The sequence below is a fragment of the Ohtaekwangia sp. genome (assembly GCF_036568665.1).
GTDB lineage: Bacteria > Bacteroidota > Bacteroidia > Cytophagales > Cyclobacteriaceae > Ohtaekwangia.
In genome coordinates, this window is record NZ_DATCSD010000286.1 from 1 (window position 1) to 7,730 (window position 7,730).

At 45.1% G+C, this 7,730-nt stretch carries 4 protein-coding genes; 3 read left to right on the forward strand and 1 reads right to left on the reverse strand.

The features are described from left to right. Positions 1-831, reverse strand: an 831-nt coding sequence (locus tag VIN08_RS15735) for a family 20 glycosylhydrolase (protein WP_331967001.1), incomplete at its 3' end; no start/stop codon positions are given. Between the two features lie 215 nt (positions 832-1,046). Here VIN08_RS15735 and VIN08_RS15740 point away from each other — a divergent pair. The 3 genes from VIN08_RS15740 to VIN08_RS15750 form a co-directional block, all read left to right on the forward strand. Further along, a complete protein-coding gene (locus VIN08_RS15740; RefSeq protein ID WP_331967003.1) occupies positions 1,047-4,232 on the forward strand; it encodes a sensor histidine kinase in 3,186 nt (1,061 codons plus the stop codon). Between the two features lie 215 nt (positions 4,233-4,447). Beyond that, positions 4,448-5,227, forward strand: coding sequence for a LytTR family DNA-binding domain-containing protein (locus tag VIN08_RS15745; protein WP_331967004.1), 780 nt, complete (start codon positions 4,448-4,450; stop codon positions 5,225-5,227). 359 nt (positions 5,228-5,586) lie between these two features. Next, positions 5,587-7,730 (forward strand): glycosyl hydrolase family 18 protein (locus VIN08_RS15750; protein WP_331967006.1); only part of this gene is annotated, 2,144 nt, incomplete at its 3' end.

The window sequence follows — 7,730 nt, forward strand, 5'->3', positions numbered from 1 at the left end:
GGTCTTGTCAGGACGTTCGTAATGCCAGTCGCAGATCATCACATCTTTAGGGATCATATCAATCGCGCGGTAAGTATTGTTATAGCTTGCTTCCCACATACCGAGTCCGGTAGTCTTGCCATCGATCAGGCGATCACCCCATATCCATAGTTCGCGATTCTGTTGTTTAAGGTGATCGCGAATGGTGCGCACTTCATTGGCAAACAACTCAGCTTTATCACGGCCGCTGCAGCGCGGACATTTATCATCACCGAGATAAAATACTTCATCCATACCGGCATGGAACGCATTTGTTTCGAAGGCATCGCAGATCTCATCTACCACGGAGAATACGATACCATGCACCTCCGGGTGCAGCGGGCAATAACTTTTGCAATACAAGCCATCATCATTCGGCCAGGTATATTTGGCTGGCATCTTTACGTGCGGAGTTTCATCAAACTGCGGATAGGCGCGCAACAGGTTGTGTGTAGTGCTGGCCCACGACTGGTGTCCTAATAGATTGACCTGTGGTATAAGACGTATGTTGTGTTCACGTGCAGCACCCACCAGTTTCTTAACATCTGCTTTTGATAGTGCAATGCTATCGCGAAGTTCGGGGTGATGTTCGTATTGGTAATTATAGTCTACACGAAGAATGAGCGTGTTGATCTGTCGCGTTGCCAGTTCTTCGTGAATGAACTTGACAAATGCATCGACACCCGCGGGGCGTGGTGCTGCTATACAGAAACCTCTGGTAGGAAACGCTGCTGAAGGTTTAACCTGGGCCTGTAGGCCAAGCGTTGTAACGACCAGAATAAGTGTAAAGATTGTTTTATAAAATACTTGCATGGGGTAAAGGTGTTTACAGCGAAGATAGAATGAATGTAGTAACCGATGAAGTATTTTTTGAAGACACATGGACACACACCAAAAAAAGATTGAAACACGCAGCATCACTTAACTGCACAGACATATATCCACCGGTTGTTCGAAGAAGTTGAGCGGCAGCCGATCTGGATTCACGGAGAATTATAGTATATTTCTTTTACTCTAACCATTCCCCTATGAGACGCCTCGCTCGCTGCATGGTTTTGTCTTGTGCGATCGCTTCGTTGTTGTATCATACAGCACAATCGCAGGAGCATGACATTCGCTTTCATCATATAACCGTTGATGATGGTTTGCCCAGCAACACCGTGAACGGAGTTATTCGCGACAGTCGCGGATTTATCTGGATCGCTTCGGAAAATGGTGTGATCCGTTATGATGGTTATGCCTTTGTAAACTTTCGTGTAAACGAACAAGACACCGCCAGCATCAGCAGCAACATTACCTATACCATTCTGGAAGATAGTGAAGCGCGCCTGTGGGTTGGCTCGGAAAAGGGGCTCGACCTGTTTAACCGAAATACCGATGCGTTCGATAAACACTTCTTCAACGGTATCCCTGTACGCGCATTGTTTGAAGACAGTCGCAAGCAGGTATGGATCGGCAGTGACCAGGGACTATATCGCTATGAACCACAAGGCGGAAACTTTATAAAGCCCTATAAGGAAATGTTTGATCCGAAGGAAGTGATCTATAATACCATTCCCTCCATTACTGAAGATCGCCAGGGAAATTTGTGGGTGGGCACTTCACACGGTGCCTATATATATGAAACTGCCAGACAGGCTTTCCGGCAATTTCTGCATAATGAAGCTATACCGGGTTCACTCAGTGAAAATAATGTGCGCAAGATTGTGGAAGATCACACCGGTCGCATGTGGATTGCCACGTATGGCGGTGGACTCAACCTATATTTACCCGAAACAGGCACTTTTAAAATTTACCGGCATGATGCCGCTGATAATAGAAGTATATCCGGTGACCTCATCCCTGCACTTTGGGTGAATGACGATGGAAAGCTGTGGATTGGAACCGATGGCCAGGGTATCGACATCATGGATCCTGAAACGCGCATATTTCATCATGTGGTTCACTCATCCTATAATTCCAAAAGTCTTAATAATAATGTGATCCGTTCCATCAGCAGCGATCATCGGGGAGGTGTGTGGATCGGAACGTATACCGGTGGTATAAATTTCTTCAACCAGAATGCAGAAGCCTTTTTTCATTTTAAAGTGCCTACCAGTAATGGCAACAGTTCTGTAACATCCTTCGCAGAAGAAGCCAATGGTAATTTATGGATTGGTACGGATGGTGGCGGGCTTTGCTACTTCAATCGTGTTACGGGACAGTTTCAGAATTATAGTCACGATGAGAAGAATGCGAATAGCCTGAGCGATAATCGTGTTATCTCTTTGCAACTTGATGAGCGAGGTAAATTATGGATTGGTACTTACCTTGGAGGATTGTGTATGTATAACCCTGCTACACGAAAGTTCAAGCGCTATACCGACCAGGATGGATCGGGGTTAAGTGATAATGTAATATGGTCGCTGCTGCTGGACGATCAGCAGACTATATGGGCCGGCACAAATAAAGGACTTAATCATTTCGATCCGCGCACCGGTAAATTTACCAGCTTCGATATAGCGAACTCTAATCTCAGCAACAACATGGTGCGTTGCTTGTACGAAGATGATCGCAGGCGCTTATGGATCGGTACACAGGAGGGACTAAATTTACTCGAAGCACCATATCGTCATTTTACCGTGATGAAGCGTGAACAACAAAAGGAAAATAGTCTGAGTAATCATTGGATACGCACGATACACCAGGATCATGCCGGACGTTTGTGGATCGGTACATTTGCCGGTGGACTCGATCTGTTTGATGAAGCTTCCGGAAGATTCATAGCCTTCAGCGAATCGGATGGATTACCCGATAACATTATCTCCGGTATCATTGGCGATGATCATGATAATGTATGGATCAGCACCGGCAGAGGACTTGCACACCTAGATATGCAAACCCGTACATTTCGCATCTATAACGAGAGTGACGGTTTGCAGAATTACCAGTTCAACATCAACGCATGTTTTAAAACGCAGCGTGGTGAATTTCTCTTCGGTGGCACCAATGGATTTACCTTGTTTGTTCCGGATGTGATCAAAGGTGTAACCAGTAATCCATATCCACCGCCTGTAGCACTTACGTCATTTAAAGTTTTTAACAAGGACGTACAGCCTTGCCAGGACAATTCGCCTCTCACAGCACCGATCCATGAAACAAAAGCGATCACGTTGTCTTATGATCAATCGGTATTGACATTCGAGTTTGCTGCGTTGAATTTTATACAGCCGGAGAAAAATCAATATGCCTATAAACTTTCCGGTTTTGAAAAGAACTGGAACATGGTGGGCGATAAACGTTCTGCAACCTATACCAACCTTGAACCCGGTGAGTATATATTTCAGGTGAAAGCTTCCAACAACGATGGTGTGTGGAATGAATCAGGTACATCGCTCATCATTACCATCACACCACCTTTTTGGGGAACATGGTGGTTCCGGATATTGCTGGCATTGCTGGCAGTTGCAACGGTATGGCTGATCGTAAACATTGTGCGCGAACGTATACGCGAAAAGATCCGCATCAATAAACTTATCTCCGAGCTGGAGTTGAAGGCACTGATTGCACAGATGAATCCGCATTTCATTTTCAATTGTCTCACCTCTATACAGGAACTGATAGCAGTACACAAGCAAGATGAAGCGATGCACTACCTGCATCAATTCTCGCGATTGCTGCGCACGGTATTGAAAAGCTCGGAAAAGAATTTTATACCCTTAGAGGAAGAACTCACTTTGCTGGAACTATATCTCGAACTGGAATCGATGCGGTTTGATAAACAATTCCATTATACCATAACTGTCGATGAAGCTATTGATCCGGAAGAAGTATTGATCCCATCATTTTTACTTCAGCCTTTTGTAGAGAATGCGTTGTGGCACGGACTGATGCACAAAAAAGGTGAGCGTAACCTTCGTGTAACTTTCACACTTCATTCGCACGATGTAATGGAGTGCCGCATACAGGATAATGGTATAGGGCGCGCAGAAGCAGCGGTTATACGCAAGCGCAGTTTGAAGACCTATAAATCGATGGGTATAAAAATCATTCGCGATCGAATTTCCCTTATGAAAAAGCAGAATGATTGGTTTGGCTTGCAGATCATAGACGATAAAGATGAAGCAGGCAATGCAAGAGGCACGACCGTGTTGGTAAATATACCACTCGGTAATTCGTTGATGTTGCACCATACAAAAGTTGCGGAGAACGAACCACTCTCCGTTAGTCGTTGATAGAAGTGGATGAAGTAAGCGTATATAGCAGCGATGTAGCAACTCACAGGTAGCGAAAGGCGGTTGAACGGAAAATCTGTATTTCGTTTGCTGATGCTATACTATATCTGGATGCTTTATGATATATTCACTCAAGGCTTGTTACTAAATATACCTTATTTTTCAGGTATAGGAACGAGCCCCGTACACTGCCTTAGCAAACCTCTCGGCTGACAGTGCGCACACAGTTAAATGCTAATCCATCAATAGTTTTTAACATGATAAAAGCGCTGATCATCGATGATGAAAGCAAAGCTACGAACCTGCTGAAGGTAACTATGGAGCGAAACTTCCCGGGACAATTCATGCTGGAAACAGCACTGGGCAGTGAAGAAGGTTTAGCCAAGCTCAACGATTTTAAACCCGACCTGTTATTCCTCGACATCGAGATGCCGGTGATGAGTGGCTTTGATTTACTCGCAGCTTCTCCTGAAGTGAACTGCAATGTTATCTTTACCACGGCCTATAATCATTACGCCATTCGTGCCATTCGCTATAATGCATTGGATTATTTGTTGAAGCCCATTAATCCCACGGAACTGAAAGATGCGATTGATCGCTTTCAGCATCAGCAGAACAGGCGAGAGGTATATGGAAAGCAACTCGCTAACTTTTTCTCCAATAAAGAAAAGAACCTCGCGATCACTACGTATGAAGGAGTAATCTTTCTTGAAGTGGACAAAATCATTCGCTGCGAAGCAGATCTCAATTATACCCGTTTTATACTCGCAGAAAATAAAACCTTCCTCTCATCCAAAACACTCAAGGAATACGATGACCTCCTCTGTATACACGATAACTTTCTCCGCGTACATCGTTCACACCTGGTAAATCTCGACTATGTTCTCAAATTCAAAAAAGAAGGAACACTTGTATTAAAAGACAACTCTACCGTTCCTATATCCCGCAGAAGAAAAGAAGAAGTTGCAGAAAGATTGTCTGTCAGCAGGAGTTAGCTGAGGGTTATGAGCTGCGAGCTTCGAGTATTGTTTATCGAACAACGAGAATGCACATTCTATTCCCACCCACGTCTGGCAGCTCGTAACTAGCAGCTCATAGCTTTTTTGAATATCGAACAAAGAACATCGATCAACGATGTCGAAGCAAAATGCACACTCTATCCCCACCCACACACATCTGGCAGCTCGTAGCTAGCAACTCACAGCTTTTTTTACACAGCCATTCAATAATTCCCTGCGGCCACTCAATAACTGTTTTTTCTTCCTTTTAATTGAATCACAACCTTTATCATACCAAGTATAGCACGAGTGTGTCTTGTGCGTTGCTTGTATTAAACCCAAACAAAAATTTCACTATGATCAAGGTTCTACTACAATCATCCGTCAGGTACAGTATACGGTATATCCTCGCAGGTATACTGCTGTTACTGCTGGCCTGTATGACACCTGTTGTTGCGCAGGTAAACACAGGAGGAAGCGCCACTACGGCTAATCACCAGAAGCAGATCGTTGGGTACATTACCAACTGGGATGCCTGGAAGAGTACAGCACAAGGTGTTCCGAGTGCCGGTGCCTATACGCACCTCAACATCGACTATGGTAAATATACTATCCTCAACTATTCCTTCTTTGGTGTAGCGAAAGATGGTTCACTACATAGCGGTGATTTCAGAAATAAACTCATCTATCAGCCAGGCCAGGTGCAGGAGCCTGCACCATTGTTACACGGTGGTGTATACGATAGCTGGGATATGCACCTGATCTTCGGAGAGCTGGAGTATAAATATGATTTCACTGATCCGCGTGTGCAGGCAGCAGGCTTCGTAGCCGATGGTGCCGGCTGGAAGAATACGATCAACGGATTAACAGGGCCGATGCCTGTGCCGCTAAAGAAAGAAGGCGGAGCAAAAGGGTTGATCGATATGGCGCATCAATACAATGTAAAAGTAGTGGCATCTATAGGAGGCTGGAGTATGTGCAAGCATTTTCCGGAGATGGCGGCTGATCCTGTCAAGCGTGCAAAATTTATCGCTGATTGTCAGCGTCTCATTGTACTGGGCTTTGATGGTATAGATCTCGACTGGGAATATCCGGGTCCGTATGCCGGTATGAACTTTACCGGTAGCCAGGCGGACTTCGCGAATTTCACAACGGTTATACAACAGATACGCAATGCTATAGGAGCGAATAAACTTATTACGGCTGCATTCACAGCATCACCTTCCAAGCTGCAAGGATTTCAGTGGGCTACACTGAGTAGTCTGATGAATTACTTCAACATGATGACCTACGACTTCAATGGCGGATGGTCTGGTATAGCAGGACATAACAGTCCGCTATATGATTACCCCGGTGCAGAGCAAACTAATTTCAGTTGGGATGCCTGCTATAATGCGTTGGTAAGTTTAGGTGTACCGAAGAGCAAGATCAATATGGGCGCACCTTTTTATGGAAGAGGTGTAATCACCAACGGTACGGCTGCACTCAATGCACCAACACAAAAGACAGCGCGCACGGTTGATCCCGATGGACCAATCAGCACGGCAGCAGACTATACCAACTGGTCGGCACATGATGGAACACCGTACTATGAATTTATCCGGCAGAACAAAGCAGGCTGGACAGAGCATTGGGATGACAATGCAAAAGTGCCATACCTCACTAAAAATAATTACTTCCTCAGTTATGACAACGAGCAGAGTATAGGATTGAAAGCACAATATATAGTGGATAAAGGTCTTGCCGGTGCTATTGTGTGGACGGTATATGAAGACCTGGAGATCAGTGGTACATCTACAGACTTTGGTCCAAAATTAAAACGCTTCTCCAGTGTGAAATCTCCTTTGGTCAATAAGCTCAATGAAGTATTTGCCCAGGGAAGTATAGGCTTGCCCACGGTAAGTATAACAGCACCTTCCAATGGCACAACCGTAGCCGTAAATGCATCGGTAGTGGTAAATGCTACAGCAACAGATTCCAACGGCAGCATTACGAAAGTTGAATTTTACCTGGATGGAACGAAAGTTGGCGAAGATACATCTTCGCCCTATAGCTATACCGTTGCTTCTGTTGCCGCAGGTAATCATACTATACAAGCCAAAGCAACTGATAATGCCGGTAACACAGCAACAGCCTCTGTCAGTATATCTGCCAGTAATAATGCATCGCCTGTAGTTTCGATAACATCACCTGCCAATGGTGCATCGTTTACAGCAGGCTCTTCTATTACAATAGCAGCGAATGCTACCGATAGGGATGGCACAATTTCCAAAGTTGAATTTTACCAGGGAACAACGAAGCTGGGAGAAGATGCGTCATCGCCCTATAGCTATGCCTGGACCAACGCTGCAGCAGGCTCCTATAGCTTGACAGCGAAAGCTACCGACAACAGCGGAGCAACCACTACATCAACCGCGATCAGTATATCTGTAACCGGCAGCAGTTGTACTGCTCCTGCATGGGATGCTGCTACAGCTTACAACGGTGGGGCTGAAGTTTC

Excerpts from the sequence above, each read along its gene's own strand:
- VIN08_RS15740 (WP_331967003.1), top strand. The coding sequence starts at position 1,047 with ATGAGACGCCTCGCTCGCTGCATGGTTTTGTCTTGTGCGATCGCTTCG.